General features: G+C 53.8%; 29 protein-coding genes and 1 pseudogene. 26 read left to right on the plus strand and 4 right to left on the minus strand.

Going from position 1 to position 26,804, the window contains the following annotated elements:
* From SERAS12_RS01485 to SERAS12_RS01585, 22 genes are all read left to right on the plus strand, one after another.
* A complete protein-coding gene (locus SERAS12_RS01485) occupies positions 1–525 on the plus strand; it encodes an integrating conjugative element protein (RefSeq protein WP_013811166.1) in 525 nt (174 codons plus the stop codon).
* Positions 522–1,118: a restriction endonuclease gene (locus SERAS12_RS01490; protein ID WP_013811167.1), complete on the plus strand. Its 597-nt coding sequence runs from the start codon at positions 522–524 to the stop codon at positions 1,116–1,118. The genes SERAS12_RS01485 and SERAS12_RS01490 overlap by 4 nt, the downstream gene beginning before the upstream one ends.
* Positions 1,115–3,229, plus strand: coding sequence for a type IV conjugative transfer system coupling protein TraD (gene traD / locus SERAS12_RS01495; protein WP_013811168.1), 2,115 nt, complete (start codon positions 1,115–1,117; stop codon positions 3,227–3,229). Before SERAS12_RS01490 ends, traD begins: the two co-directional genes overlap by 4 nt.
* Entirely contained in the window at positions 3,210–3,968 is a 759-nt protein-coding gene (locus SERAS12_RS01500) for a TIGR03747 family integrating conjugative element membrane protein (RefSeq protein WP_013811169.1), read from the plus strand. The genes traD and SERAS12_RS01500 overlap by 20 nt, the downstream gene beginning before the upstream one ends.
* A 218-nt stretch (positions 3,969–4,186) precedes the next feature.
* Entirely contained in the window at positions 4,187–4,372 is a 186-nt protein-coding gene (locus tag SERAS12_RS25215) for a hypothetical protein (protein WP_013811170.1), read from the plus strand.
* Between the two features lie 185 nt (positions 4,373–4,557).
* Positions 4,558–4,893, plus strand: a complete 336-nt coding sequence (locus tag SERAS12_RS01505) for an RAQPRD family integrative conjugative element protein (RefSeq protein ID WP_013811171.1) — start codon at positions 4,558–4,560, stop codon at positions 4,891–4,893.
* The gene (locus SERAS12_RS01510; protein WP_013811172.1) at positions 4,893–5,135 is read left to right on the plus strand and encodes a TIGR03758 family integrating conjugative element protein; all 243 of its coding nucleotides are present in this window, start codon (positions 4,893–4,895) and stop codon (positions 5,133–5,135) included. Before SERAS12_RS01505 ends, SERAS12_RS01510 begins: the two co-directional genes overlap by 1 nt.
* A gap of 55 nt (positions 5,136–5,190) precedes the next feature.
* On the plus strand, positions 5,191–5,556 hold the full coding sequence (locus SERAS12_RS01515; protein WP_013811173.1) for a TIGR03745 family integrating conjugative element membrane protein: 366 nt from the start codon (positions 5,191–5,193) through the stop codon (positions 5,554–5,556).
* 11 nt (positions 5,557–5,567) lie between these two features.
* Complete coding sequence (locus SERAS12_RS01520) at positions 5,568–5,933, plus strand: TIGR03750 family conjugal transfer protein (protein ID WP_012146873.1); 366 nt, start codon at positions 5,568–5,570, stop codon at positions 5,931–5,933.
* On the plus strand, positions 5,930–6,601 hold the full coding sequence (locus SERAS12_RS01525) for a PFL_4703 family integrating conjugative element protein (RefSeq protein WP_012146872.1): 672 nt from the start codon (positions 5,930–5,932) through the stop codon (positions 6,599–6,601). Before SERAS12_RS01520 ends, SERAS12_RS01525 begins: the two co-directional genes overlap by 4 nt.
* Positions 6,598–7,509: a TIGR03749 family integrating conjugative element protein gene (locus tag SERAS12_RS01530; protein WP_013811174.1), complete on the plus strand. Its 912-nt coding sequence runs from the start codon at positions 6,598–6,600 to the stop codon at positions 7,507–7,509. Before SERAS12_RS01525 ends, SERAS12_RS01530 begins: the two co-directional genes overlap by 4 nt.
* Positions 7,502–8,998, plus strand: coding sequence for a TIGR03752 family integrating conjugative element protein (locus SERAS12_RS01535; protein WP_013811175.1), 1,497 nt, complete (start codon positions 7,502–7,504; stop codon positions 8,996–8,998). The genes SERAS12_RS01530 and SERAS12_RS01535 overlap by 8 nt, the downstream gene beginning before the upstream one ends.
* 155 nt (positions 8,999–9,153) lie before the next feature.
* A complete protein-coding gene (locus SERAS12_RS01540; protein ID WP_013811177.1) occupies positions 9,154–9,579 on the plus strand; it encodes a TIGR03751 family conjugal transfer lipoprotein in 426 nt (141 codons plus the stop codon).
* The gene (locus tag SERAS12_RS01545) at positions 9,579–12,443 is read left to right on the plus strand and encodes a conjugative transfer ATPase (RefSeq protein WP_013811178.1); all 2,865 of its coding nucleotides are present in this window, start codon (positions 9,579–9,581) and stop codon (positions 12,441–12,443) included. Before SERAS12_RS01540 ends, SERAS12_RS01545 begins: the two co-directional genes overlap by 1 nt.
* On the plus strand, positions 12,440–12,844 hold the full coding sequence (locus tag SERAS12_RS01550; protein ID WP_013811179.1) for a hypothetical protein: 405 nt from the start codon (positions 12,440–12,442) through the stop codon (positions 12,842–12,844). Before SERAS12_RS01545 ends, SERAS12_RS01550 begins: the two co-directional genes overlap by 4 nt.
* 278 nt (positions 12,845–13,122) lie before the next feature.
* The gene (locus SERAS12_RS01555) at positions 13,123–14,085 is read left to right on the plus strand and encodes a hypothetical protein (RefSeq protein ID WP_013811180.1); all 963 of its coding nucleotides are present in this window, start codon (positions 13,123–13,125) and stop codon (positions 14,083–14,085) included.
* A gap of 15 nt (positions 14,086–14,100) precedes the next feature.
* Positions 14,101–15,102: a hypothetical protein gene (locus SERAS12_RS01560; RefSeq protein WP_013811181.1), complete on the plus strand. Its 1,002-nt coding sequence runs from the start codon at positions 14,101–14,103 to the stop codon at positions 15,100–15,102.
* Between the two features lie 388 nt (positions 15,103–15,490).
* Complete coding sequence (locus tag SERAS12_RS01565) at positions 15,491–15,895, plus strand: TIGR03757 family integrating conjugative element protein (RefSeq protein ID WP_013811182.1); 405 nt, start codon at positions 15,491–15,493, stop codon at positions 15,893–15,895.
* A 1-nt stretch (position 15,896) separates the two neighbouring features.
* Positions 15,897–16,904, plus strand: a complete 1,008-nt coding sequence (locus tag SERAS12_RS01570; RefSeq protein WP_013811183.1) for a TIGR03756 family integrating conjugative element protein — start codon at positions 15,897–15,899, stop codon at positions 16,902–16,904.
* A 10-nt stretch (positions 16,905–16,914) separates the two neighbouring features.
* Positions 16,915–18,399: an integrating conjugative element protein gene (locus SERAS12_RS01575; RefSeq protein WP_013811184.1), complete on the plus strand. Its 1,485-nt coding sequence runs from the start codon at positions 16,915–16,917 to the stop codon at positions 18,397–18,399.
* Between the two features lie 17 nt (positions 18,400–18,416).
* Positions 18,417–18,788 (plus strand): hypothetical protein, encoded by a 372-nt coding sequence (locus SERAS12_RS01580; RefSeq protein WP_013811185.1) that lies wholly within the window; start codon positions 18,417–18,419, stop codon positions 18,786–18,788.
* Positions 18,785–20,302, plus strand: a complete 1,518-nt coding sequence (locus SERAS12_RS01585; protein WP_013811186.1) for a conjugal transfer protein TraG N-terminal domain-containing protein — start codon at positions 18,785–18,787, stop codon at positions 20,300–20,302. Before SERAS12_RS01580 ends, SERAS12_RS01585 begins: the two co-directional genes overlap by 4 nt.
* On the opposite strand, the gene SERAS12_RS25220 is transcribed toward SERAS12_RS01585, so the two are convergent.
* The 4 genes and pseudogenes from SERAS12_RS25220 to SERAS12_RS01600 all read right to left on the minus strand — a co-directional run bounded on the left by SERAS12_RS25220 (position 20,303) and on the right by SERAS12_RS01600 (position 22,381).
* Positions 20,303–20,677 carry a hypothetical protein gene (locus tag SERAS12_RS25220; protein ID WP_013811187.1) on the minus strand — a complete coding sequence of 125 codons (375 nt, stop codon included), beginning with the start codon at positions 20,675–20,677 and terminating at the stop codon, positions 20,303–20,305. It abuts the gene before it with no gap.
* A 77-nt stretch (positions 20,678–20,754) separates the two neighbouring features.
* A pseudogene (locus tag SERAS12_RS01590) lies at positions 20,755–21,345 on the minus strand (phage integrase family protein); the annotation flags it as partial.
* Positions 21,335–21,982 carry a hypothetical protein gene (locus tag SERAS12_RS01595; protein ID WP_013811189.1) on the minus strand — a complete coding sequence of 216 codons (648 nt, stop codon included), beginning with the start codon at positions 21,980–21,982 and terminating at the stop codon, positions 21,335–21,337. The pseudogene SERAS12_RS01590 and the gene SERAS12_RS01595, both read right to left, overlap by 11 nt.
* Positions 21,983–22,066: 84 nt before the next feature.
* Entirely contained in the window at positions 22,067–22,381 is a 315-nt protein-coding gene (locus tag SERAS12_RS01600) for a hypothetical protein (RefSeq protein ID WP_013811190.1), read from the minus strand.
* A gap of 587 nt (positions 22,382–22,968) precedes the next feature.
* Here SERAS12_RS01600 and SERAS12_RS01605 point away from each other — a divergent pair.
* From SERAS12_RS01605 to SERAS12_RS01620, 4 genes are all read left to right on the plus strand, one after another.
* Positions 22,969–23,454: a hypothetical protein gene (locus tag SERAS12_RS01605; protein WP_013811191.1), complete on the plus strand. Its 486-nt coding sequence runs from the start codon at positions 22,969–22,971 to the stop codon at positions 23,452–23,454.
* Between the two features lie 10 nt (positions 23,455–23,464).
* Positions 23,465–25,468 (plus strand): AAA family ATPase, encoded by a 2,004-nt coding sequence (locus SERAS12_RS01610; RefSeq protein WP_013811192.1) that lies wholly within the window; start codon positions 23,465–23,467, stop codon positions 25,466–25,468.
* A 258-nt stretch (positions 25,469–25,726) separates the two neighbouring features.
* The gene (locus tag SERAS12_RS01615; protein ID WP_013811193.1) at positions 25,727–26,005 is read left to right on the plus strand and encodes a hypothetical protein; all 279 of its coding nucleotides are present in this window, start codon (positions 25,727–25,729) and stop codon (positions 26,003–26,005) included.
* 7 nt (positions 26,006–26,012) lie between these two features.
* A complete protein-coding gene (locus tag SERAS12_RS01620; protein WP_013811194.1) occupies positions 26,013–26,786 on the plus strand; it encodes a hypothetical protein in 774 nt (257 codons plus the stop codon).
* Positions 26,787–26,804 lie beyond the last annotated feature (18 nt).

Genomic DNA, 26,804 nt, shown 5'->3' on the forward strand with positions numbered 1-26,804 from the left:
ATGAAAAAAGTGAATTTTCTGCTGTTCGGCCTGAGTCTGGTGACCACCGCGGCGCTGGCCAACCTGAATGTGATTGCCGATGTCGGTGGTGAAGATGCTTCGCCGTATTTTGAAGGTGTCAACCGCCAGGAGGGGGCGCAATCGTCTCCGGTCGTGCCGCCGGCGCCGGCATCTCCTGCTGATACCGAGGCGGCAGTGTTGCCCGTGGCAACGCCAGAGCTGACACCCGGAGATGTGGCTGACAGACCGCTGCAGTTACCCGGCATTGGCGCGCTGTTTATTGTGGGTGATGACGATGCCAGCCGCATCTGGCTGCAGGTGAACGCTGAACAACTCAAATCGCGACATGCTGCGGGACTTGTTGTGAATGTCAGCAACCAACCTGCACTGCAGGTGCTGCGTGAACTGGCACTGGGTGTGCCGATGGCGCCCGCATCCGGCAGTGAACTGGCGCGTCGTCTGCAGTTGGCGCATTACCCGGTGCTGATCACCGATACCGGGCTGTCACAACAGGTTACGCCATGATGTCGGCACAGCACATCGTCATAGTCACTGCGTTGATGGTGAATCCTGTGCTGACGGCGGTGCTGATTGGACTGTTTGTTGCTGTCATTGCGGGGTTGAACTGCCGTGGCCGGGAGACGGCCAGTCGTCGCCGCCACCGCCGTTATCAGGCTACAGCTGCACGAGTGTTTGAGCGATTGCAGCAATTGGATGGCGACTCGCATCGCCTAGTCTACCTGCGCAAAATCAATCCCTACGTATTTGAAGAACTATTGTTGCTGGCCTGTGAACGCCAGGGACATCCGGTCAAACGCAATGCCTCATACAGCGGTGATGGCGGCCTGGACGGTCAGGTCATCATTGATGGCAAAAAATACTTCATCCAGGCCAAACGCTATGGCCGAACCATCACCCCCTCACACATCCAAGACTTTGGTGCGCTGCTGCTGAAATCTCGGTGCGAGGGTTTTTTTATTCATACCGGTCGTACTGGCCACCTTAGCCGGGCATTGCTGCAAAACCATACCCACGTTCACCTGGTCAGTGGTCAGCGCCTGCTGGATTTATTGGCCGGTAAACCCCGTTGGTACGAAAAAGGAATCAATCGACCATGAGTAATCGCCACGTGATGGAAGCGTTGCTGCGCCCGGCAGTCGAATTGAATACAGCGATTGTGGCTGGCACCGCAGCTGTCATTTGTTTTGTTGCTCCCTGGTCGGTAGCGCTGGCACCAGAGGTGAGCTATGTCACCGCCGGCAGCTTTGCGGTGTTATCTGCCATACGAGCCCGTCAGGGCATGCAGGTGATCCGCTATCGCCGCAATCTGCGCCGGCTGCCGCGGTATGTCATGACCAGTGCCCAAATCCCGGTCAGCCGGCAGCGGTTGTTCCTGGGGCGGGGTTTTCGCTGGCAGCAAAAGCACATCCAGCGGCTGATGGATACCCGTCGTCCAGAGGTTGAGAAGTATGTTCAGCCGCCGCAGCTGTACCAGATGGCGCGGCGCCTGGAGCTTAAAACCGAATACACCCTACCGTGGTTATCCCAGTTGCTGCGCAAAGACTCCGCATTGAACCCGGTCAGGCCGTTGCCACCGGTCGGAGGGAACCCGGCAATTCATGGTATTGAGCCCGATGAGCTGGATGTTTCGATGGATTTGCGTGAACGCGTGGGCCACAGCCTGGTACTGGGTACTACCCGTGTGGGTAAAACGCGTCTAGCTGAGTTGCTGATCACCCAGGATATTCGGCGCGGTGACATCACCATCGTGTTTGATCCGAAAGGCGATGCGGACTTGCTGCGGCGTGTCTGGGCTGAAGCCCACCGTGCCGGCCGTGGGGATGAGCTGTTCATCTTCCATCTGGGTTGGCCGGATATCTCGGCACGCTATAACGCCGTCGGTCGCTTTGAACGGGTATCGGAAGTCGCCGGCCGTATCTCCGGGCAGTTGAGTGGGGAGGGCAACAGTGCGGCATTCCGCGAGTTTGCCTGGCGATTCGTCAACATCGTCGCGCGTGCCCTGGTCGCGTTGGGGCAGCGACCGGACTACACCCTCATCACCCGCTATGTGAACAACATCAGCGAACTGTATGAGACCTACGCGAAAAAGGTCATTGAAACGCGTATGCCGGCACTGCAGCAGCAGATAGATAACAACCTGAAAGTGCTGACGGAGGAGGACGTGCCGCGCAACATGCAGGGACAACCGAACGCGGTCAAAATATTCGCTGTTGAAATGGCCCTGAGCTCGGAAGCTGGCAAGCAGCTGTACGACCCTATCCTGGATGGCTTGCGCTCAGCCGTGCGCTATGACCGTACCTATTTCGATAAAATTGTAGCGTCCTTGCTGCCTCTGCTGGAAAAACTCACCACCGGCAAGACCGCAGAGCTGCTGGCACCGAACTATATGGACATGAATGACCCCCGGCCGATATTTGATTGGGAGCAGGTCATCCGAAAGCAGGGCATTGTCTACGTAGGGCTGGATGCGCTGTCGGACGGTGTGGTCGCCTCTGCCGTCGGTAACAGCATGTTTGCTGATCTGGTGTCAGTGGCTGGCCATATCTATAAACACGGCATGCATGGCGGGTTGCCGACCCGTGCCGACGGCAAACTGCCGATCAACCTGCACTGCGATGAGTTTAACGAACTGATGGGGGACGAATTTATTCCTCTCATCAACAAAGGCGGTGGCGCCGGCATGCAGGTGACGGCTTACACGCAAACCGAGTCGGACATCGAGGCTCGCATAGGCAGTACCGCCAAGGCTGCCCAGGTGACGGGTAACTTTAATACCCTGATCATGCTGCGCGTGCGAGAGAACCGGACCGCACAGCTACTGACAACACAGCTCCCGGAGGTCGATGTCTACACCAAAACCCTGGTGTCGGGGCACGCCGATACGGCCGACGTCGAGAAAGGGCAGGACTTCACGTCCAGCACCCAGGATCGCGTTGGTACGGTGAAAACGCCGCTGCTGATGCCGGCGGATGTGATCAACCTGCCGAAGGGGCAGGCGTTCGCGTTGCTGGAAGGCGGGCAGTTGTGGAAAATTCGGATGCCCTTACCCAGTGGGGATGGCGATGATGCGTTGATGCCACCTAACCTAGAGAAGATTGCCGAGGAGATGCAGCGCAATTACCGGACCAGTGAATCCTGGTGGTCAGCCAGCACGGTAATGCCTGATGCGGTCATAAAAGGGGGACTGAATGTCACAAGCGGTGAATAATCAGCCTCAGCAGCCCGTACAACCTCGCAAGCATGGGGTGTTTTACAACGTACTGTGGGGCTGGCCATGGATGCTGATCGGGATGTTCTTCGCCTCGTTGTTAGTGAGCTTGGTGATTGAGTATGTCGGGATGGCATTCTTCTGGCCAGAGCTTGGCGCGTCGCACAGTGAAGCGGTGATGCATACCGAAATGGGGTATTTGTCATCGGAGTTTACCCGCAGTCTGATGTTGTCTGAGCCGTCAGTCACCGTCACGCGGTGGATTGGCCAGGCGTATCAGTGGACCTTCGTGGACAGCGGTTTTTTGGACTGGATCCAACGTGCCTATGATTCGCAGGTGCACAGCCAGAATGCGGTGGCCCGAGAGCTGAACAATTGGAGTGGCTGGCTGGCCGCCACGCTCAAGGAGTACCTGGTGGCAACAGTGTATGTCACCGTCATCACCCTGGTGCGGGTGACCATTCTTGTGCTGTCCATCCCGCTGTTTATCCTGGTGGTCCTGGTTGCGCTGACAGAAGGCCTGGGGCGGCGTGATATCCGTCGTTATGGCGCCGGCTATGAAAGCAGCTTTGTCTACCATCATGCGAAAAGAATGGTAAAGCCGGCTATCTATATTCCCTGCATGCTGTATCTGTCCTGGCCAACGGCGGTATATCCCAACCTGCTGCTGTTGCCGGCCGCTATCCTGCTCGGTATTGCGGTGACGGTAACCACAGCCTCCTTCAAAAAATACCTGTAGCTCTGAATTCCGGGCTGGACGGCGGCGTATAAAACTTGTTTTTGTGCGCTGCCGTCAGCAGACAAGCCGCAAAGCGGCGCGTCAGTTGGCTTCCCCCAGAATTTCGGCCACCTTTCCACCTGTTGTACGATGGTAATGCCAGTTCTGTCTGACTGTGACTGGCAAGGGTGTCAGTTGTAGGCAACTGACATTAGGTCAATTGATGTGGGGATATCAGTATGAACATTCTGAACGCTGAAGTTGTTCACAGTGTTATCAACGGGTTGAACGCAACAGGTGTTCATCAAAGGTATGCCTCGTTTTTTGTTTCCCCAAGTGCGGGGGCGTTGCTCAGTTTTGTACTGGCTGCAACGCTGCTAACTCTGCAATTGATGCCGTTGGGCGCGAAGAGAAAACGTAAATAGGAGGGTTGGAAGGGTCGCCATTCGTGGCGGCTTTTTTATGTTTCATGCCTCACGTAGCGGTTTCCCCAACCACGTTCCCCCCCGAAGTGGATAAAAATTATCAAAATTCCATAAAGAGTTATCCGCTGACCTGACCCTTTGTATCCCGCACCCTGACAGCACCCTAAATCACCAAGGAGTGCTGCATGCGTATCCCCGTAGTCGTCACCCGAGGATTGGGCGCCAGCTGTTTGCTGGGGTTGTCCTTCCTTATCGCACTGCCTGCCTGTGCTGCTGAAAAAGATGAGTTGGCGTCTGCTCAACGCATGTTGATTCAGGTGCAGGCAGCACTTGAACGCGCGCGCGTTGCCGCCGTTCAGGCCGACCAGTCCGAGCGTGGTCGTTTCTTTTTCGACTATGCCCGTGCCACGTCCGATCTGAAAACTATCAATGCCGGTATTGACCGCTATCTGGAGCCATCGCGCGCGCAACCGCGTGATGGCAGCGCTGTGGCTGGCAATTACCGTCGGGAGCGTCCCTGATGGCCATGACCGGTGCACAGGAACAGGCCTTCAATGCGGCCAGCGGCGGGGTTGAAGCCAGCATCCTGTCGCTGATCTGCATCGGCGGGTTGCTGGCGACGCTGTTTGTCTGGGCGGCCTGGGCGCTGACCGATATCTGGAAAGGGTGGAGCAACCAAAAGATCCGCAACGCGGCGATGGTGCAGTTTGCCGTCAGGCTCGTGCTGCTGCTGGTTGTTGTTACCTGGATGTTTGCCAGTTGAAGACGCTGGACGGTTTTACATGTTGTTAATTTCACACTGCAAAAAGGAAAGTTTTATGAATGCTGTAGTTCGTCTTTTCCGTCATTTCTCTGCGCGTGTCGCGGTGGCGACTTCTCTGGCTTATGCCGCCAGTCAACCGGCGCATGCTGCCCTGCCGAGCGTTGAACCTCCGTCTTCCGGCGGTGGAGGTGGCCTGATGGATACGCTGAAAGGCTATTTGCAGGATGGCATTGTGCTGGTCGGCCTGGTGTTGGCCGCGGTGGCATTTATCGTGGTGGCCCAGTCAGCGGTCTCCACATTTCATGAAGTCCGTGAAGGGAAAACCAACTGGGGTAAATTCGGCGCGATTATCGTGGTCGGTATCGTGCTGGTCGTGGCGGTTATCTGGCTGGTCGGCAAGTCCGCTGAAATCCTGTTCTAAGGTCGTTCGCTATGCAGACTATCCGATTTTTGCCTGACCGTCTTAACGCTGAGCCTGTCGTCTTCCGGGGCTTTACCACCCCGGAGATGGGACTGGCGGCGTTGGCCGGGGTGGGACTGGGTCTGCTCGTGTCGTTGCCGTTTTTTCCGCTTGCCGGTTGGGTCGTGATACCCACCGGCATGCTGGTGACCCCTCTCCTCGTTATCTGGTTTGGTGGCAGCCGGCTGACGCGCCTCAAGCGCGGTAAACCGGAGAATTATATCTGGCAGCGCCTCGAGGCGCGTAAACGTCGCATGGGGTGGGGTGATCCCACCCTGATTATCGACAAACAGGGCTGGTCGTTGCGCCGCAGCCGCGTTGTTAAGAGGTCAACATGAGCCATTTTAGACATGCGGTTAAAAACCGCGACCAGCACATTCTCACATTACGCGTTGCCTGCGGTGTGCTGGTTGTTTTCCTCCTGGTGGCCAGCATCGGCTGGATGCGGGCGCCGGAGAACCTGACTATTCATAACCCCCCCGACCTGCGTAGCGGCTCTACCCGCGCCTGGTGGGAGGTTCCGCCCTCAACAGTCTACAGCTTCGGCTTTTATATCTTTCAGCAACTCAATGCCTGGCCAAAAAACGGTGAGGTGGATTACCCGGCCAAAATCAATGGCCTGTCACCCTACCTGACACCGTCGTGTGAGCGTTTCTTGAAAGCTGACGCCAAAAAGCGCAGCGAAAGCGGCGAGCTCGCCGGCAGGACGCGTGTGGTGTTTGAAATCCCCGAGCATGGTTACAACGGCCGTTATAACCAGAGCCCGGTGACGGTGAAAGGCCGTGATAACTGGGTGGTACGCCTTGATCTGGTGGCGGATGAGTCCTTTGCCGGCGAACCGGTGAAGCGCGCACTGACACGCTACCCGCTGAAAGTGGTGCGCGCAGAAGGGGATCCGGAACGTAATGAGTTCGGTCTGGCCCTGGATTGTTACGACAGCATGCCACAGCGTCTGGCTGCGGCGCCGGCGGAACCCGCGCCTGAGAAGAAAGGAGTATTCCAATGATGAAAGCACGCGTTCTTGCGCTTTCCCTGAGTGTGCTTCCCCTGGCGGCGATGTTCACCGTACCGGTAGCCCAGTCGGAAGAGCTGATGAAATGGGAGCGTATCCCGCTGCAAATCCCGCTGGCCGTCGGCAAGGAGCGGGTGCTGTTTGCCGATAAAAATGTTCGCGTCGGTTTCCCGCCGGCACTGAACGGCAAGCTGCGGGTGCAAAGCAGTGGCGGGGCTGTTTATCTGAAAGCCGATGCCGCATTTCCGCCAACGCGTCTGCAACTGCAGGACGTCGAAAACGGGGGGGTTATTCTCCTCGATGTGACGGCATCGGACAAAGGCTCCGCCGAGCCGGTGCGTATTGTCTACAGCGGTGATGTGTCGTCGATCAGTAGCAGTAATGATACCGCGACCTCGTCAGCCGGGAGCCCTTCGGCAGCGCCTGGGGCGGAAGACGGCACCCAGGCGAAGCGTAAAAAAATCAGATACAACGCCCCGCTGCCGGTGGTGCTGACACGCTATGCGGCACAAAGCCTGTACGGTCCGGTGCGCACGGTTGAGGCGGTGCCCGGCATTCACCCGGTCAACCCGCACCTGCCGAAACGTATCACCACACTGTACCCGTCAGAGCCGGTGGCCATCACCCTGCTGGGCGGCTGGGGTATTGGCAGTCGTAACGTTGTGGCGCTAAAAGTGCAGAACACCGCCAGTCGCAAAATCATCCTGGATCCGCGGGTACTGCAGGGGCAGTTCGTGACGGCCACCTTCCAGCACCGTTATCTGGGGCCGGTGGGTACCCCGGAGGACACTACCACGCTGTACCTGGTCACCGCCGGTCGCCCGGATGGGGCGTTTGTCGCGGAGCCGTCGGGGGTTCGCAAAGCGGTGAAGGCAGCGAAGAAGGGGGCAAACCATGGCTGATGTGAAATCTAACATGCTGCCGAAAGTGATTGTGGTCGGCGTGCTGGCTGCGGCCGTGGTTGTTGGGCTGAAAGCCTGCAGCAGCAATAAAACGACGGAGAAAACTCAGCAGGCACATAACGTGCTGGCCAATATGTCGCCGGAGGAGTTGCGCGCCCTAGGCGTTGAAGGGGACACGCCGGAAGACACGTTGCGCACCCTGGTCGGCACCCTGCGTACCACCCGGACCCAACAGGCTGAGCTGCAAAGCAACATCGACAAAGTATTGAAAGAAAACGAAGCGCTGCGCAAACGCAATACCAATGTCTCCGGCCAGGTCAATGAGGCTGTGGCCGGTTTCCAGAAACAGGCGCAGCAACGCCAGCAGCAGCTCCAGCAGGAGCAGCAGACGCTGATGGGGAAAATCCAGACGCTGACCGATCAATTGGCCGGGAACAAAGACAAGGCGAAGAGCGACAGTGATATCCCGCTCGGTCTGGGGCTGGATGGCATGGGCGCCGGCGAGGGAAGCGCGGCACCTGGCCAGGATGGTTTGATGTGGGTCGGACCGAAGGACATGAAAGAACCCGATCCGCGCAATCCGAACAGCGCCAAAGACGGCCCGCAGTTCCCGACGTCGTTCCTGTCTTATAACGCCATCACGCGCCAGAAAGCCGCCTATGAGCAGCAGGTAAAAGGCCGCACCAATGAAAAAGGGGGGGAGGAGAATGCCGAGCCGGTGTTTACCTTGCCTGAGAACTCCACTCTGGTGGGCAGTCGTTCCATGACGGCGCTGCTGGGCCGGGTGCCGATCAACGGCACGGTGACCGACCCCTATCCGTTCAAACTGATGATTGGTAAAGATAACCTGACGGCGAACGGCATCGAGCTGCCGGACGTGGAAGGGGCGATTGTCTCTGGGACCGCCAGTGGCGACTGGACGTTGTCGTGCGTGCGTGGCCAGGTCAACAGCATTACGTTCGTGTTTGCGGACGGTACGGTACGCACCTTGCCGCATCCTGACACCAATATGAAGGCAAACAGCAGCAACAATAGCGGCAACAGTGGCAAAGACGTCAGCACCACCGCCGGTATCGGCTGGATTTCCGATGACAATGGCATTCCCTGTATCGGCGGGGAGCGTAAATCCAATGCCTTGACCTACCTGCCGACCATTGCCGCGTTGTCTGCCGCTAGCGCCGCCGGTGAGGGGATCAGCCAGGGGCAATACACCACGCAAAACAATGTCAATGGCATCAGCGACACCATGACCGGCAATGCCGGCCAAGCGGTGCTGGGCAAAGCCCTGTCCGGCGGAATGAAAGAGACCGCCGATTGGGTACGCGAGCGCTACGGCATGATGTTCGACGCCGTCTACGTCCCTCCGGGCCAGAAACTGGCCGTACACATTACCCGCCAACTGGCGATCGATTTTGAGACCAAAGGGCGCAAGGTGCGTTACGACTTTAGCCTGCCAGGCGAAGACGGCAGCACCGGCGGACTGGATTAACGCGTCATTCAGAGGAGAAAGGGCATGCTGTGGCTGTGGCGTCAATGCGAAAGGATGAGTCGCCCACAGGGCTGGGCGTTCATTTTACTGTTCTGCAGCGCGTTTTGGCTGAGTGTGCAGCTTCTGCTGTGTTTGCTTATAAGAGAATGATAATCATGCGGAAAAACCTATTTAACCGAGTCCTGGCTACCGCTGTCATGGTCAGCATCATGGCATTGGTCGGCTGCTCGACGTCGAAAGAGGAAATGCTGCCACCGGGCGATAGCTCGATGCTGGAATTGTGGCAGGGTGATGACGGCGGTGGTTCGGCACGTAATGCGGTGGCGGCCCGAGACAGTCTGCGCCGGCCGCTCACCGACAGCGAAAGTCAGGCGACAGCGGCGGACGATCGCAGCTACAGCCGCACCCAGGAAAGCGAAATCAGCCAGCAGTTCCCGCGGCTACCGAACCCTGACCTGGTGATGTATGTCTTTCCGCATCTGGCGGACGGCAACGCACCGGTGCCGGGGTACAGCACCGTGTTCCCGTTCTACAGCCAGGTGCAGTATGCGATGCCGGGTGAACGGACGGAGGCCTACTGATGCGATTTTCCCTGTTTGATAAAAAGCGCCTGACGCGCAAGACGCCGGTGGTGCCGGCTACGGGTGACCAGGACACCGTGATCGCCACTGAGGATGGCGTGCCGCTGTCCGTCGACGGGCGTGAGCCATTACGGCGCCCGGGTAAGATGACGGTAAAGGATGAGAAACAGGTGTATCACGCCAACCCGTCCATCGTTGATTACCTGCCCTGGGCGGAGTTTCTCGACCGCGAACAGTGTATTTTGCTCGATGACGGGGTGTCCGTCGGGGCTGTTTTTGACATCACGCCGGTAGCCACCGAAGGACGCACGGACGATCGCCTGGAGCAAATGCGCGACACGGTGGAAGACGCCCTGCAGGACTCATTTGACGAGCATGACGAAAACCCCTGGGTGGTGCAGTTCTTTTGCCAGGACGAGAACAACGTCGAGGCGTATATCGACCGCCTGAGAAATTACGTCAAACCCCATGCCCAGGGCAGCGCGTTCACAGAAGACTGGCTGAAAGAAACCGAACGTCATATGCGCGGTATCGCTCGTCCGGAAGGCCTGTTTAAGGACACGCTGATCACCGATCAGCCATGGCGTGGGCAGCAACGTCGTACCCGCATGGTGGTGTATCGCTGGATTGGCAAGGGTAATCATGTTCCGATGCCGCCGATCGCCATGCTGAATCAGACCTGTGAGCGGGTGACCGGGGCGCTCGCCGGCGCCGGCGTTGCCTGCGTGCGCCAGAACGGGGCACAGGTCCATGACTGGCTGCTGCGTCATTTTAATCCCAACCCGGAGTGGGTGGAAAAAGAGACCCTGTACCGTGACGCCGCCTATTTTGACAGTCGTGATACGCCGGAAGGCACCATGCCGGTGCAGAACGATTTTGCCGAGACCCTGCTGTTCACACCGCCCGTGTCCGATCCGGACCAGGGGGTGTGGTGGTTCGATAACCAGGCGCATTGTGCCATTCCCGTCGAGAAGCTGCGCCGCCCGCCGGAGCTGGGCACCATCACCGGTGAAATGAAACGCGGCGAGAAGAAAATCAATGCGCTGATGGATTTGTTCCCGGAGGGAACGATGCTGTGCATGACCATCGTGGTACAACCTCAGGACACGCTGGAGAATGATTTCAACAAGCTGTCGAAAAACGCCGTCGGCGAGAATACCGAATCCGGCCGCGTGCGTCAGGACGTGGCTCAGGTGAAAGAGTACCTGGGGAATCGCCACAAGCTGTACCGTGCCGGCATTACGTTCCTGCTGCGTGCCGGCGACCTGACCACACTCAACCACAAACGTGTCGATCTGACCAACGTGCTGCTGGGCGCCGGCCTGCAACCGGTACGGCCGGAGTTTGATGTGGCGCCGCTCAATACCTACCTGCGGGCGTTACCGATGTGTTTTAACCCGGAGACCGACAAGAAACACTGGTATACCCGCCTGACCTGGGTACAGCACCTGGCGGGACTGCTGCCGGTGACCGGCCGTGAGACCGGGACCGGTAACCCCGGTATGAGCTTCTTCAACCGCGGCGGGGATACGCTGACGGTTGACCCGCTTAACAAGCATGACCGTAGCCAGAATGCACACATGCTGTATTTTGGCCCGACCGGCGCGGGGAAATCGGCGACGCTGTGTGCGACCTTATCGCAACTGATGGCGATACACCGGCCACGGTTGTTTATCGCGGAAGCGGGCAACTCGTTTGGGTTGCTGGCCGATTACTTCGAGAGCCAGGGGCTCAGCGTCAATAAGGTGAGCATCAAGCCGGGCAGTGGTGTCTCTCTGCCGCCGTTCTCCTATGCGCACAAGCTGGTCGAAGATGCATTAACGACGTTGGCTCTGGATGAAAATGACCTGCCGGACATCGATGCCGATGGCGACGACGATGATGACAAGCGCGATTACCTGGGTGAAATGGAAATCTCGGCGCGCATGATGATCACTGGCGGTGATGCGAAGGAAGAGCACGAACTGAAGCGTGCCGACCGCGCGATGATCCGTGAAGCCTTGTTGATGGCGGCGCGTCAGACCTATGACGAAGGGCGGCAGATGTTGCCGGCAGATCTGCAGAAGGCGTTGTATACCCTATCCAAAGACGAAGGGAGTGATATCCGTAATGAGCAGCGCCGGGCCAAGGCGGCTGAAATGGCCGAGTCGCTCGGGATGTTTACCCAGGCCGGCAGCTTCGAGGCGGAGCTGTTTAACCGCGAGGGTAGCCTGTGGCCAGAGGCGGATGTCACCCTGATTGACCTGGGGCATCTGGCGCGTGAGGGGTATGAGGCGCAGATGGCGCTGACGATGGTGAGCCTGACCAACACCATCAACAACATTGCCGAACGAGACCAGTACTCGGAGCGGGACATTGTGTTTGCAGTGGATGAAGCCCACATTGTGACGGTGAACCCGCTGCTGGCGCCCTACATGACCAAAATCGTCAAGATGTGGCGTAAACTCGGTGCCTGGCTGTGGCTGGCGACACAGAACTTAAAAGACTTCCCGGACATTGCCGAGAAGATGCTGAATATGGCGGAGTGGTGGGTCTGTCTGACGATGCCGCCGGAGGAGGTCAACGATATTGCCCGTTTCAAGGCGCTGACCGAGGAGCAAAAAGCGGTGCTGCTGTCGGCCAGCAAGCTGTCCGGTTGCTATACCGAGGGAGTGGTGCTGTCGAAAAAACTCGAGGCGCTGTTCCGTGCGGTACCGCCAAGCCTGTATCTGGCCCTGGGGATGACCGAGAAAGAAGAGAAGGCCGAGCGCCGCGCGCTGATGCAGGAGTTTGGTTGTAGTGAGCTCGAGGCTGCCCGCAAGGTGGCGCAAAAGCTTGACCGCCTGCGCGGCCTGGCGGCGAACGGGGAGGCTCGGGCTGCATGATGACCCTGAAATACCCTGAACCTGGTGTACGACCGCACGGCCAGGTCTGTCGTGAACCGTCGTTGTTTACCCTCCCTCCGCAGGGTGTGGCCACCTTAAGCGATACGGATGCGCAGGCGCTTGAGATGTTCTGTGCGGCTATCCGCGATCGGCTGTGGGGACCGGTCACACTGACTGCCCACCCGCATCGCATCGGGAGGCGTACCAGCGTGGCGTTGCATCTTGAGGGCCGGCTGGGGCGCTGTATCGATGTGCTGATCACGGTGACTGGCAGTACGCTGTGGCCCCTGCCAGAGGAGTATGACCACCCGCGCTGGTATGTCACCGTACCGGATGCCGCTGATGTGGTGTATCTGTTGCTCCATCTAAGCGATTTGTGCGAGCGATTTCGGGTTAATTAGTTTGAAGTGCTATTACTCTTTGACCGGCCTTCTGGCCGGTTTTTTATGAAGCCGTCTGAGGAAAAGTATGATAATTCGTGTATCTACGTCCTGATGAAAAAAGTGTGACTGACGGCGGCATGGCTCATGCTTTTGGTTCCGAAGTACAACATATGTTTGTCCACTATGTGCCAGCGGACATTGCTGGCACATGGTATGTTAGTTTAAGGGGGCAGGTCATGCCCTGTATTCCGCCGTGGTACAATAGTTGCGCAATTCATACAAGGAGGCGTTACATCGTGAAAATTGTTTTCGAGGTTAATGGAAAGAAAGTCCCACTAAAATCTTTAAAATACATAAGCAAAAAAGATCAACTCGAAGTAATGAAAAACTGGTTCTTTGAAAACTTTGAAGATCCGGCAAATGCTTGTCCGTATGAAAGTAGAGAAGGTGGCTATGCTTACATATATGGCGGGCCGTATGATGCGAGCGGAGAACTACAAGCCATCTTTGATCAATATGTCAAGGCTGAGTATATCGAGGAATTAGTAGATGACTTACAAACACAATGTATTGACTGGTCTGGAAACTCAAATAATGTAGATGATTGGTACAATGATGATATCTACGATGCTGTAACTTCTTCCGACAATCCGCATTTAAAATTCATTGACAACATCGACAAAATAAAAAAACTTGCAAAAGATAAAACTGAACAACAGCAAAAAGACCACTTGCTTAGTTTGCTCTACACGAATGTTATTACAGCTTTGGAAACGCTTTATGTTGAACTATTCATTAACTCTATAGAGAAAGATGATGTTTACATAGCAAATTGTATAGAAAAAGGTAAGACTGAATTTAAAGTAAGCAAAGAGATTGCTGCATTGCCTTTCAAGGGTGAACCCATCGAGAAAATTAGGGGAGAGCTAATCAGGTCAATCAAGGAACACTTGATCAGTGCAAGCTGGCATAGCACTAAAAAGGTAATCGACCGCTATGAAGCTACATTCGATATAAAAGTACGAAAAGACTGTCCGATAGAAGCTATTGAATTGGCAACCCTCAATCGAAATCACTTAGTGCATCGTGGTGGAAAGGATAAAGAAGGAAACCTCGTAGTGATTATGGATCAGACTCTTGAAACGCTGATTGATAATGCATCAAACCTGGCAATTACGCTCTACAACAGTTTAAATGTAGCAACGAATAAAGCTACTATGTTACAACCAGATGACAAACCGTTCATTCATGAATTTTAATAGCGCAGGTCATACATGGATATTCGCACACGAAAGGCAAATTTTTTAGAGTCGTTAGATTCAACTGAAGTGATACACAAAGCAGTAAGTCTCGCTATAGATTGCATGATTGATAATCATAATAGCTATGAGGATACCCCCTTAGTTGTTACCTGCTATGATGACTTCTGTAGGCGTAAGGTACTAGATTATGTACAGGAATTTTGCGAAGCTGCGTACCCCGACACGGATAAATATTACTTTAATCCTAACATACTCAGCATTAACGGCAGGACTAGTGAAGAAACCTGTATTAACTTAATTAAACTCTTAATAAGTACAAAAGGCATACTATTTTGGTCAGATGCACCATCGTGGTTCGCTAGCCTTCCCGACGGATTATTCCATGTTGTTAACATTGATCAAAACAACGTGACTCGCGGCCTTAATAAGAAAAACTCTAAGCCGACAATAATCAATAAAGAGTACAGCGTAGATACACTACTATCAGAGCTATTTTTGAATGGCGCACACATGGAGCAAACCAACGCAAACAACATTTCTGAGGCAGGCATGAAGTTCTATGATGAATGCCATGCTGGATTAATCAGACCAATACCCGCTCCAGTAGGAGCGTCATATGATGAAGAGATCACAATTAATTCTCCAGATTGGCAGAAGCTCGCGTGTGTAGCTTTACGCCGCTATCAGTCAAAGGAATGTCATGACGGAATGCAATGGGATACAACCGATCATGGTTGGATTGATGTAATCGCGTATCCGTTCATCGAAGAAATACAATCAATGGATAATAGTGGTAATCGACAATGTTTAGTTGGGCTAGTCACAATAAACAATTCAAATGCAAATTCTCCGTACCTATCTACCGTTTGGATACATCCATTTTATCGCAGGGGAGGGTTATTAAGTAACTTATGGGAAAAATTACAAGAGCGATATGGAAGTAATTTCGAAATTGAGCAACCTAATGAAAATATGAAAGCATTTTTGAAAAGTGTGAAACACGCAGATTACTAATTTCTGAATCAGCCTGTGGAGCTAGGATTGGTGTGAAGAAGTGGGGGGAACAGCCTCAACGTGATGCTATGCAGATTTATAACACGCTAAACATCTCAAAAGGACCCCATTTGTTCCCTTGACCTGCTCCCTGCTAATTAACACAGAAGGCTGTTAGCAATGTCCATTCCTCGCTCTTAACAGACGGTCATGTTTTACTACGTTCAACTACAAAGTATCACCAGAACAAGCCGCGACTAATACAGATGACGATTATGAGCGCGATGACCTAAGGTCGGTTGAAGCATCAACGACTAAAATTATCATAATCCAATAAAGACTTCTTTGCTGCCTTCTTGAACTACTCGTAGCACCCTGTGTGGATTCTATCCACGCAGGAGTGCAGGCTATGAAAATCAGCACGTTGCTGACGTTGTTCCCTCTGCTGATGCCGGCGTCGGTGTTTGCCGGCACGGTACTCTATACCGATTCCCACCATCCACCGAGTAACGTTGATGCCTCGGTCTCCGTTATTTATCTTGATGGTCCCGAGCAACTGCAGGCGCAGACGTTTGGAGAGCTGTCGTCGAACCCGGATGAAGCCGAGCGCCAGGCTAAGGCCGTGCTGCAGTCACCGCAATGGCAGGCTCATGAACAGGAGCTGGCCACGGTCTACCGTGCGGTGGTGCGTGCCTGGGAACTGGGCGTGACAAAAGTGCCGGCCGTCGTGTTTGACGATAGGGATGTGGTGTATGGCACGGCTGATATAGCCCAGGCCATGGCACTACGTGCCCAGTCACAAGGGGGGCAGTAATATGCAGCGACCCCTTTTGCATGGGATGCCCCCGGAACAACCCCGCCTTACCCTTAAATCCCTCAGTGTGGCCATTATGTTGACCGCGGCCAGCGTGCCGGCAGCGAACGCTGCGCTCAACAGCGCGCAGATTGTCGCGAGTGCCGTGTCGCAGGCCTGCATCAGCTGGCGTGTCAGTGGCATTTGTTATTGGCTGCTGTGCACGCCGTTTGGCTGCAAGGTGCGGACCTCCGTCAAAGTCACCCACTATATCCCGGAAGCCGTGGTGTCAGCGTACAACACCCAGGGAGGCAATCCCTGGCGTGAAATGTCGATGGTGAGTCAGGCTGCCGGCGGGCTGGAAAGCAGTATCACCAGCGGGCTGAGTGGCGTGTCTGCCGGCGGTGGGAACAACGAGCTGAAAACCCCCGGGGAACGTAAAACCAACCTCCACTTCAAGTATGCCGATGCCATTGGTCATCCGGCAACGTCCCTGATTGGCGGCAGCATTGCCGGCTATTCGTGCCGCAGCGCGGCGACCCCCTTTGTGCCGTATTTCCTCAGCACGCTGGACAGCCTGGCGTGGCGTACCGGTATTCCCGAGTCCCTCTACCCGGAGGCGTTGGTTCCGGGGATGCGTGAGGTTGGCAGTCAGGCGGCCGCGAATATGTGGGGCAACGTCTATCCCCGCTCGGGGTTTGTGACCCAGGTCGATGACGACAAGGCCGGTGCCCTGGTGGCGCAGCGGGTGGCGGACATCATCACCCGTTCTGGTCAACCCCACGTCTATCAACTCCTGATGGGCCAGCGCTCTGAGGGGTACTGGCCTCCAGGCGCTGTGACGGAGAACACCGGTACCAACAACCACAAGTGGCAACGTCTGGCGCCGCAGCTCAGCCAGTCTTGCGCCGTGTTCCCGGACGGCGACCATCCGCCGGCAGCGGATGCGAACGCTGCCTTTGCCCTGTGGCAACCCTACAGCTGCTGCCAGCGCCGCGGGCAGCGTTTCCTCTCCAGCACGGACTTTTGAGGCATGAACGATGAATAACACGATGAATAAACGCACTTTCCGAGGCCGGCGCAGCCTGCTGTCTCTGTGGGTTGTCAGCAGTCTGATGCTGGTCGGCATGAACGCGCACGCTGACGACAATGATGATAACGGTACTTTGTTTGGCATTTCGTTGCCCCAGGTGAATGACAGCAATATCGGTTACGGGAAGAGCGCCAGCGGCGCGGTCTCGGACAAGCTGTTTTATTCCCTGGGCGGTGGCTCGGTGATCTCACAGCCGGCGACACGCGGCAACATGCAACGCCTGGGCATGAACCTGGGCTGGAGCTCGGATTTGATGTGCGGCAACTTCGATCTGAAAACGACGATCGGTAATCAGCTTAATGGTGTCACCGACGGCTTCAAGAACCTGATGGGCAGCGTTATCCAGGGCGCTACTGGAGCGGTGGCCAGTTTGCCGGCGATGGCTATCCAGCGTGCCAACCCGGGGTTGTATGAAATGCTGACCAACGGAGTGCTGCAGGGTGGCGTCGCGTTCGACAAGGCGCAGTTGAACTGTCAGAACCTCTCGAAGCGCATGATGGACATGGCGGATACCGGCGGCTGGAGTCAGGCGGCAGCGATGGAGGAAGCCAAGAGCCTGGTCAATAACGGGGACGCGGATGCGGTGCGATCGATGAATGCCACGGAGAAAGTGACCGGGCAATCCGGCCAGACCTGGATCGGCGGCCAGAAGCGAGGTGGCGCCGGTCAGCCGGCCATCAAGCCAACGCACGACCTGGCGGCCGCCGGCTACAACATGATGAATGCGTTGCCGGTCACCAGTACCTCTAGTGTATCCGGCAGCAGCTGCACCGGCGGCTCCTGTGCCAAATATGCCAGCAGCGAAGAAGCGGCCGCTGCAGTGGTGAAGGTGTTGGGGGATTCCTCGCTGCGTACCTGTAAGGATGCGGCGCAATGTACCAGTGGTGAAGGGAGTGAACAGCCCGGCAGTACCGTGGCCGGCACCGGTTTTGCGCCGATGCTGGAAGAGGCGACAAAAGCAAATAACGAGCAGTTGGCCAAACTGGTCAACGGGGCAGAGAAACCCACCACTGCCAACCTGGCCAAGCTCAAGACGGGCAGCCTGGCGGTGACCGCCGGGGTTATCAAGGCGCTGCAGCGTGACCCGGATAATGCTGCTCTGGTCGGCCGCCTGGCCAGCGAACTGGCGATGGCGGACACCATTGAAACCGCCTTCATTATGCGTCGCATGATCACTACCGGGATGTCCGAGCCCAATGCCTCCGCACAGAAAGTGGCGATGGAAGAGGGCGATCGGCGTATCGAGGCGCTGGATCGCGAGATCACTGCGCTGAAGAATGAAATGGAAATGAAACGCGAGATTTCCCGTAACGCGGTGCTGACCATCATCGATCGCGAGAACAACCGTGCGGAAACCAACCCGCAGCGTCAATCGGTTGACAGCCCGGACACCAAGTTTAACCAGTTGGCCGTACCGGAAAGCGACCAGTAACCGTGGGGGATGCATTAATGACTGGAACAGAGAAACAAGGCTTGTCGCCCCGCAGGGGCGGCCGGTCCGGTCACCGGGCAAAGCGAGTCCTGCAGATGCTGGGCATGATCGTGGTTGCCATGGTGATAGCGCTCGGGATGGCCCATTGGGGTGTCAATCACCCAGGAGAGAGTACCGCGCTGCGTGACTGGGTGCACAGCACTCGTTATGGCTGGCTGAGCTGGCGTCTGGCGCTTTACGCCGTGCTGACCTGGGGATTCTGGAAAATCTGGCACGCGGCGGGCTGCAAACCGGAATACCGGCAACCGCTCAAGCGCATGGCCATCGCGTGCGCGGTATTTGCCCTGGCATGTGAATACAGCCTCTTTGGCGGAGGGTTGACCCTATGATGACCAACAGCTATCTGGAGTATTTCCTGACGCTGCTCGGCTGGCTGATTAACAACGGCCTGTGGGAGCTGCTGGTCAGTACGGGGCTGTTTGTGCTGCCGCTGCTGTTCAAGGTGGCGGCCATCTGGCTGAAGGTCCGGGAGGAAGGTGAGGATGAGGGCAACAAAGGGATGTTGTCCCTGCCGCGCATCGAGAACCTGCTCTACGGCGCGTTTTTTGTGATGCTTGCCTGCTGCCTGCCGCTAATGAATGTCAGTCTGGATACCATCAAATATGACAGCAGCCGGGCAGCGACCTGCGGTACCTGGACACCCAAAAAACCGGATGAAACGGGTTACGCCAACATCATGTCGAGCATGAACGGCCAGACGGCGAAGGTGCCGGTGTGGTGGTTGGTGGTGCATAAGCTGTCGAAGGGGATCACGTCGGCGGCAGTGGCCACTATTCCGTGCCGGCCGGATCTGCGGCAGGTCCGTTTTGAGGTCCAGCACAGTCGGGTCAACAACCCAGCACTGGCAAAGGAGCTGCAGGACTTCACTAACGACTGCTACGCGCTGGCGCTGTATACCTGGCAGAACCGCGACCAGGGGCAAACGACCGACAAAACCACGTTGCGTGATATCGAGTGGCTGGGGTCGAAAACCTTCCTGAATGGCGGCTACTACAACAATCTGCAGTCGAAAACGCCGCGCGCCAGTTTCCCGTGGAATGAAGGGCGGGACAGCGGTCGGCCAAACACCGGACGGGGTGGGTACCCGACCTGCAGCGAGTGGTGGCCAGCCGGCGATACGGGCCTGGAGGCTAGGGTAGTGAAGCAGGTCGACCCGGGCGTGATGCTGCGGATGTCCGCTGCGCTGAAGATGATGGGACAATCTGACGCGGACTATAAAGAAGCGGTGGTGCGTCGTCTGGTCAGCCCGGATAACCTGACCGTCTCCCAGGGCGGACGGGCGTATGCCGGCTATGGCGGTAACGCGGACTTTACCCTGGACAACTCGGTTAACCGTATTGCCTCGATGGGCGGGACCGCACTGGGGAGCCTGGCGGCGTATCCGGCTTTTGATGCGATGCGGCAGGCGCTACCGATGGTGCAGGCGGTACTGTTGATGGCGGTGTACATCATGGTACCGCTTATCCTGGCATTCGCAGCTTACGAGTATAAGACGGTGATCACCGTGACGTTCGTGGTGTTCGCGCTGAACTTTTTGACCTTCTGGTGGGAGCTGGCGCGCTGGCTGGACAGTTGGCTGCTGGAAGCGCTTTACGGCTCGGATACGCACAGCCGATGGAACGTGGCCGGTTTTCAGAACAGTTCTGATGACCTCATTATGAATTTGGTGATGGGGTGTATGTTTCTGGTACTGCCAGCTGTATGGCTTGCAGCATTTTCATGGGCAGGTGTTCGAATTGGTGAACTTTCCCGCATGGTCACTGATGGAACATCTAAGTCTCAACAAACAGGCGGGATTGTCGGTGACGCCGCTGTTTCAAAAGTTGCTTCAGGAGGTAAATAGTTAGGATCCTGTAGAGCCATCAGATCCGTTTGAACCATTAGAGCCATAATTACATTTATGGCTCTCTTCTTCCCAATTAGTAACTTTTACATTTACTGTAGGTTTGAGCAATTCCATCATGGAAGGGAGTAGTAACAGCGCCCAGCCAAACAAAATTACAATGGCTACCAGTAATCCACCCGTTAGGCCACTAATGGCAGATACGGCAACTAAACAAGTGATAGGTACATGGCCCAACCAAGTCGGAAGCTTGTGCTTACTAGCTTTAGACACACAGAATGAATCCCATCTCAAAATCGTGCTTTTCAGACGCTTCCACATACGTGCTATCCGAACGCCACGTTGGTAGGCTTGCTGGTTTCGAGTTTGGCTCATAATGCCACCCTATATCTTGTTAGGTCTTTCGCCACTATAGCTGAAATAACAACCAATGGCTATTTGCCAGTCTCTGTAGTGTGCGGGGTGATGGGGACCGAGAAAATCACACCATCGTGGGCTGCAACCTCCACAGCCTCAGCCAGCCAGCTATGTACCGTCCGATCGGTGATCGTCCACAGGCGCGCCTTCTCCATGCGGCCGGTTCTTGGATTGCGGCGTTCCAGCGGAATTTTTAGTGTGGCCACCATGGTCTGTAATTGCGCGACGTACTGCGGATCAGACAGCGGTACCAGGTGGTGTGCTGAGCTGCCGGCCGGGAGCCGACCCGCAGTTCGCGCTGCCTTCTCTACCCGCTGCTTGAGTATGGCCAGCTGGGCGAACGGGTAAGACGGTGTCAGCGAAAAGTCTCCTCGTGACAGCGCCAGCGCCTCGTTGATCCGCGCACCGGTATTCCACAGGGTGGCTATCAGCATTTTCCGGTGCAAATCTGGCACATAGTGGAGTAGGGCGCTGATCTCTGGTGCCAGCAGATACTTTGGCAGCTCGTCCTGTATGATCGTCATCTGTCGTAGCGCAAGTGCCGCTTGATAATCGATAGATACGGGTATTCGTGTCTGTTTTTCAAGGGAAATAAATGTTGAAAGACCAGTCAATTCATTCACCATTATCGCTTTCAGTTGCTTTCTCTTTGCGCTTTTTCAGAATATGGCGCCGATATACTTTTCTTGCCCTGTAAAGTGGTACCAACACACCCTGATTTCCTTTCAGATGAACCGAATCCGGCAATCCAACTTCACGACGAAGTTTGGCCGCCAGAAGAAAAGCTTTAATTGCCTGCGTTAAGACATAAACTCTATCTTCATAGAGAAATAACACATAGTCAGCCTCAGAAAGCTCTAGCTTTAATGTCAGAAACATTACAGCCTGATTGGCATCGAACTCACGTATTCTGAATATCTGATTTGCATCCAGGGCACGCCAATTACCGGCTACAGTTAATAAATTCAGACTGGGTATTTTTTCTGCCTTGTAATGGAGAGCAACCCTTTCAATATCCACTTCTAACCACTTAATCGCATAGCGCTCCAGTAAAAAAACCAGCTCAGTAGTAATGAAAAGACGCTCACTGGCCTGCTTCGCAGCCGCCGCTCTTTCTTCACGCTGGCGGGTAAAATAGTGGGCCAGGTACACACCGCCTAGGGCCGCGCCGGCGGACGAAACTGCCGTGATGATCTGCGGCCACAGGCTGGCGCTGTCTTTGACGATCTTCACACCCTCAGTGGCAATAAACCAGTCCCCCATGTGTGTTCCTTATTGAAAACTATTATCGATTCATCACAGGCTGTGTCGCAGACAAAAAAAGAGGGGCTAAGCCCCTCCCCTTGATTATAAAAAGCTTTCCACAGTGGAGAGCTGAAAGAGTTGCGCTTGTGAAATGACTTCAGTCAACACGTCTTCCGGAAGATAGTATCTGCTGTCCTGAACCACAATCCAGGCTTCAGATCGTAAATCCCAGCGACAGGTTTTCTCATTCCAGTCGGCAAGCACACGGTGATCCCAGTCAACAAGAGCGTAGTAGTTCCCGACGCCTGCCATCCCCACATAAAACTTGGTGATCCACAGACGACGGTGACCCATCCTGTCCTGAAGAAAACTCACTGCCGCATACGCAGTTTCAAAACTAATTTTTAGATTGTTCATATATGATCTCCTTATCATTTGAACTTATATAATTACGCAGGTGACTTCATGTCGCCGCGCAGTTGACGGTTAGCAGTAAAACAGTTCCATGACGGAATTACCGGATAGCCTGCACCAGACCTTCCGGAAACTTTACCATTTCAGTAATCGGAAACAGGAAGCGCTTCACAGTACGGTTATATCGCTGAATGTATCTGTAACACCATCTCCCTGATCACCACTAACCTTCTATATTATAGCAGGTTTTCCCGTTTTTCACATTTTCATGGCGAAAAAACACACTTGTTCCGGAACTACCGCTTTTCGGATCTCAGGAGGAGAAGTGAGAGACTAATGCTGAAAACGCACTAATGGAGAATTATTGTTGCGATGGGGGTACTTTTACAGTTTAAGCATTAAATATAAAATTTCATGACTTTATAGCAATAATAATCATGCATTCCGTATGGACGTTTAAGGCGACAAAATCCACAATGTTGTCAGGCCAGAAATGTGTTTACAATAGGCTCTTTACATGTATAAAAAGCATGGGTGATCTCCCTGTTACTATTTTTACTGGGAAGTGTCCGTATCTTTTAAGGATAAATATGATATTCGCACAGAGATCAAACAAATCAACTGAAGTCCAGCTATCTTTTGTTAATGATTTTCACTATCTGACAGCGCTCATACAACACCTTGGCGCACATGAGCGCTGGAACAGCAGAACACCCAGAAATATTGCTGATAGCCTAGGTATGAATATGCAGGAGGTCGAACGGATACTTGCATCATACCCGGCTTTTTTCAGATGCTCTTCCAACCTCAGTGTACAGGGCGAACCCCTGTATATGATTCATCTGCGCTATGCAAGACGAAGGAAGAATAGTGAAACAGATGAACGAGAATCTCCTCCTATCAGTTCTGGAGAGATGGGCATCATGCTGGATCTCGTGACCAAGATGATTGCCGTGGAAGAGCAGAACAAAAGGCTCAGTTTCGAAATTAAAACCAATAATCTTAAGATATGGTCCGCCCTGGGGCTGGCTTTTCTTTCCTCTATCACTGCGATTGCCACAGCACTACTGAAATAGGAGACAGTGTATGAAATTAGAATCTTTTCGTGTGCAAAATTTCAGATCCATTTTTGATAGTGGATTAATTACAACCGATAAACTGACCGCCATTTTGGGTAGGAATGAGAGCGGTAAGACAAACCTTCTTTTGGCTCTGGAAAGCCTTAACCCAGCAACCGGATTTTCTGAACTAAATAATATCAAAAATTTTCCAAGAAACAGAAAATTGAGCGACTGTACACCAGATACTCCAGTTGTTGAATCAAACTGGACATTGACCAAAGAGGAGCGTGAAAAACTTGCTGAGGTTTACCCCAGGGCAAGCAATATCACCTCTGTCAGCATCAGCCGGAACTACAACGGCAATATAAGATATTTTGGATTTCACGGCCTAAATACGTTCACGTATGACGCCCCAAAAATAAAAAAAGAAATCAGAACCATTATTGCGCAGATAGACATTTTTTTTGAGAGAGAAGAAAACAATACAGAAGCTAACCAGGCTGAGCTGAAGCTCATAAGAGACGTCTGTAGCGCAATGCTTCCCATTCCAGAACGACCTTTAGGCTGGTCTGCAAAAGCTAAAGGCAAGCCACAGGAGCTTAGAAAACTCCTTTTAAAAAACAGCATTGAAATTAAAGACTCCTCAGAGAGCGCTCTTGATGAAATTGAAGATATTCTTGAAGAGATCATCAGTGATGACGCAAGGCAGGCTGAAGCACGAAAATGGATTAAATCAAAACTGCCTGTCTTTGTCATGGTTGATGATTATCCTGAGCTAAACGGCCATCAAAATATGGCTGAATATAATCAACGTAAACAACAAGGAAATATGTCCAAGGCCGATATTAACTTTGAAAAACTATGTAAAGTTGCAGGCATTAATCCTGCCGAGCTGAGCGAAAATAAAAACAACTCAGACATTCGAAATCAGCTCGTTAACCGAGCTAGCGCTGTGGTCACACAAGAAATCCGGAGACTATGGAAGGATAAACCACTTAAAATAAGGTTTAACGTTGATAACGATCATTTTGACACCTACGTTTCCGACACCAACCACTCCTATGATGTTGACGTTAATCTCGACGAAAGAAGTCGTGGCTTTAAATGGTTTTTCTCATTCTATATTACATTCTTTGCCGATACTAAAGGGGGTAATGCAGAAAATGCAATCATCCTCTTGGATGAACCCGGACTTTACTTGCATGCAAAATCTCAAACGGATTTGCTTAATCACCTGAGTAATGATTTTGCAAATCAGATTATTTACACTACGCATTCACCATTCTTGGTTCCGATTAAAAGCATTGCAGATGTAAAGACTGTCTCGATTAACGAAGATAAGGGGACGACAGTAACCAACGATCCCAGTGGCGATTCCACGACTTTATTCCCGTTGCAGGCAGCGCTGGGTTATGACATTGCCCAGTCGTTGTTTATCGGTTCTCATAATTTGATTGTTGAGGGTGTGACTGATTTTTGGTACCTCAGCACCATCTCAGATGTACTTGCTTCATCGGGCAGGAAAGGCCTGAGCAGTAAAATAACCATCACACCTGCCGGCGGGGCACAACGTGTTTCCTATATGGTGTCACTACTGTCCTCACAGAATCTCAATGTAGTCGTACTGCTTGATGATGAGAGACAGAGCCGGGAGACTTCAGCTGAACTTCAGCAGCAAGGGATGCTGAACAGGAAAAATGTCGTATTTGTTTCTGATGCTCTGGAATCCAACCGTGACGAGTGCGATATTGAAGATCTCTTTAATCGCGACACGTTCCTCCAACTGGTTGGCGAAAGCTACGGCCTGGAACCAGCAACTCTGAAGCTGAATGAGAAAATCCCACGTATTGTCAAACAGATTGAAAGTGCCTTCTCGGCAGACAGGAAAAATTTCGTTAAAACCAAACCTGCCCGCGTATTTATGAACCATCTGAAAGACGGCAATAATCAGCTGCTGTCTACGGAAGAACTGGATCGGTTCGAAAAACTGTTTGAGCTGATAAATAAAAGAATGACTGCCCGCAACTAAATACGCAACCTTCAGCACGGAATCCAAGGCCCGTTGAACCGGGCCTTTATACATCCGACTCTGCCAGAAACCGGATCTGCGATGCGGGAAATCAATAAAAAAGTATGATTATATCTATTTATGAAAAAAATCATATCAACTGTGATTTTGTTCATAATTCCATTAATCATATCTGATATGATTATTGCTTAGTGAATATTAAATCATTCATGATGTGATTTAATATTTTTAATACCTTTATAAACGACAGCACTGAACGTGAAAAACACCGATACGAAACTGGATGTCACCTACGCCGAACTGCTGGACGACACGAAAGAATTTTTACGCATGCTGCATATCAATCAGGGAAACCGGCCACTGGACTCCTATGAAAGAGGACTCCGCAGTGGTGCCTGTCTGCTCTGGACCAAACTCGCCCTGACAGCAGGTGTCCTGGATAATCAGTGTAATGAAGATTATAACCAGCTTCGTCTTCTGGCAGGCTGGTTGCGCACCTGTGTAACAAGCGTTCGCTTCAGCTGGCAGTTGAGCTGACGGACGCGTGCTGCCGGTACGCCCGGCTGACAACCTGGCCGACCAGGAACTGGTGATCGCCGGCACCGGCTATACTGCCTGCAGCGGGGTTATTATGGTACGGCTCGACGGCACCACCTGCCTGCAGCTGTGGCGCGTGGGTGGCACGGTCGTACGACTGGAGGGGGACGCCCTGCAGGTCGCCGGGTGGTATCAGGCGATGTATGACGCGGGTCTGCCGGTGAAAATACAAGTGAATAAAAGGGATGGTGAACAAATGACAGATGAGATCAAACGGCGTATCCACGCCTTCCGCAACGCTCTGGCGCTTGCCGCTGACACCCGGTCACACGAATGTTTTGCGATGGGTCGCTGGCAGGAACTGAACGAATTCCCTCACGGCTGCTGCGATCTGGCCAGCAACTTCCTGGCGCAGTATTTACGGGACTCGGAACCGACGCTGCAGCCCGTAATTATCCATATGGAGGCGACCCATAGTTATCGGGTTGACAAAGAATCCACTGTTAAGTCGCATGTCATTGTGGCGCTGGGTGATAAGTACATTGACCTGACCCTGAACCAGTTTGCGGAGTATAGCCGCCGAGTGATCATTGAAGACAAGTACGGCACGCTGGCCTCTATGCAACGTGAAATACAACGGTTCGGGGGCACCGTAACGCGGCGGGATATCAATATCGACAATACGGTGGAAAATGGTGAAGAGCTGTATGACTGGCTCCGAAACACTGCTGACCGCCTCCTGGAGAAGTCGGGGCTCTGTAACAACAACCGGCACGAATGAAGAATGAATATAGGTGGG

It is taken from the genome of Serratia sp. AS12, assembly GCF_000214195.1.
Taxonomy (GTDB): domain Bacteria; phylum Pseudomonadota; class Gammaproteobacteria; order Enterobacterales; family Enterobacteriaceae; genus Serratia; species Serratia plymuthica.